The following is a 1074-nucleotide window of genomic DNA, read 5'->3' on the forward strand; positions in this document are numbered from 1 at the left end:
AGATTATGGTTCAAACCTTGGTAAAATATTTATCAATCAATACGATCAGATTATTTATCCTGTGTTTATGGGTGTGGGAAGCTCTTGGGGTGATGCTGATGCACCTAAAAAAATATGGTCCGTTTTGTATAATGCAACAACCAATAGTGTCATTGCCCAGACACCATATTCCGGACCAGAACCAGGAAATAATCAAAAGCAATCAGGATCATCAACACCTATTTTACCTGATGGCTCCATTTATGTTTTTTACGAAAAAAATGTCATGCCGTTTGTTTCAGCTAACGCAAATGGTTCAATCAAAGAAATAGATCCGAATACAGTTGAAATTACTAGCGATGATTGGGGCGGAATGCTCTATGATGCAGGAAGCTCGATGAAAAACTACGCCTTAGAATTTCATGCGAATGTTAGTGATATAAGAAATGACAAGGTTATCGGAGCTGCTTTCCAGATCCAGAATGAAAAGAATATGTATGCTATGGAGTGGAGCAAGAACACCCTATCGTTATTCCGTGTGGTTAATGGTGTGAAAACGTTATTGCAATCTACACCTATGACACGGACTGCGTTTAACACGTATCCGATTAAAGTAGAATCGGTTAATGGCATCCAGCGTGTATATGTGAATTATGCGAAAGTACTAGAGGTTGCCGATGGTACGTATTCAAAAGGTTTTGCCGGTTTAATGTCGTTAGGACAGTCGAATGCTGTTTTCTCCAATGTTAAGAAACTAAATTATGGTGATATGTACACCGAGGAGAAATATGAAGCTGTACTAATCAATGAAACGATTACCTATGACAAAATCTTCTCCGATATAGAGGAAGATCCTAAGATACTAGAAGAGTGGACGTACAGCCACAACCCTAATATTTTTGAGAATCCTGAAGGGATGAGCATGTATCATGGACAGACACGTTCAACAACTTTAAATTCACTAGAGAAACCTGGTGTTTACGAGATTAGCTACAGAGCGCAAGATAATCCAGGTATATCATCCTATCGTAAATGGTCGGAGCCGGTCACTAAGCTACTATATGTCCATCGTAGACCAATTGCACTGCCTGATGC

Annotated in this window: 1 protein-coding gene; it reads left to right on the forward strand. The window is 39.4% G+C overall.

The genetic code is table 11. From position 1 onward, the window contains the following. Positions 1–1074: hypothetical protein (locus AC1DSE_RS35695; protein ID WP_477529172.1), on the forward strand; the 1074-nt coding region annotated here is incomplete at both ends.

It is taken from the genome of Paenibacillus sp. 01L418 (assembly GCF_056400045.1).